We start from the raw sequence: 300 nt of genomic DNA, 5'->3' as shown, positions 1-300 counted from the left end.
AGCTTTTAAAAATATGGATACCGATTTAGCAGGATCTATTGAAACGAATGAGATTTATACAGTTTCACCAGAAGAGTATACAGAAAAGAAACGAATCCAACAGAAGATCTATGATGCCTCTGTTTATAATGAGCTCCCCTAACTATTCGCCACTTGAATCCATTTCAAGTGGTTTTCTTTTGCTTTTCTCATCTTCTCACGGTGTCACGCATATGGTATAATGGATTAAGAGTTTATAATCTTTGTTTATCAGATACAAACAACAAATATTCAGGAGGAAGTCAATGAAACAATACAGGA

The organism is Streptococcus sp. HMSC072D05, from assembly GCF_001815805.1.
Taxonomy (GTDB): domain Bacteria; phylum Bacillota; class Bacilli; order Lactobacillales; family Streptococcaceae; genus Streptococcus.
The sequence above is the reverse complement of the archived record's forward strand: the minus strand, read 5'-3'. Positions refer to the sequence as shown.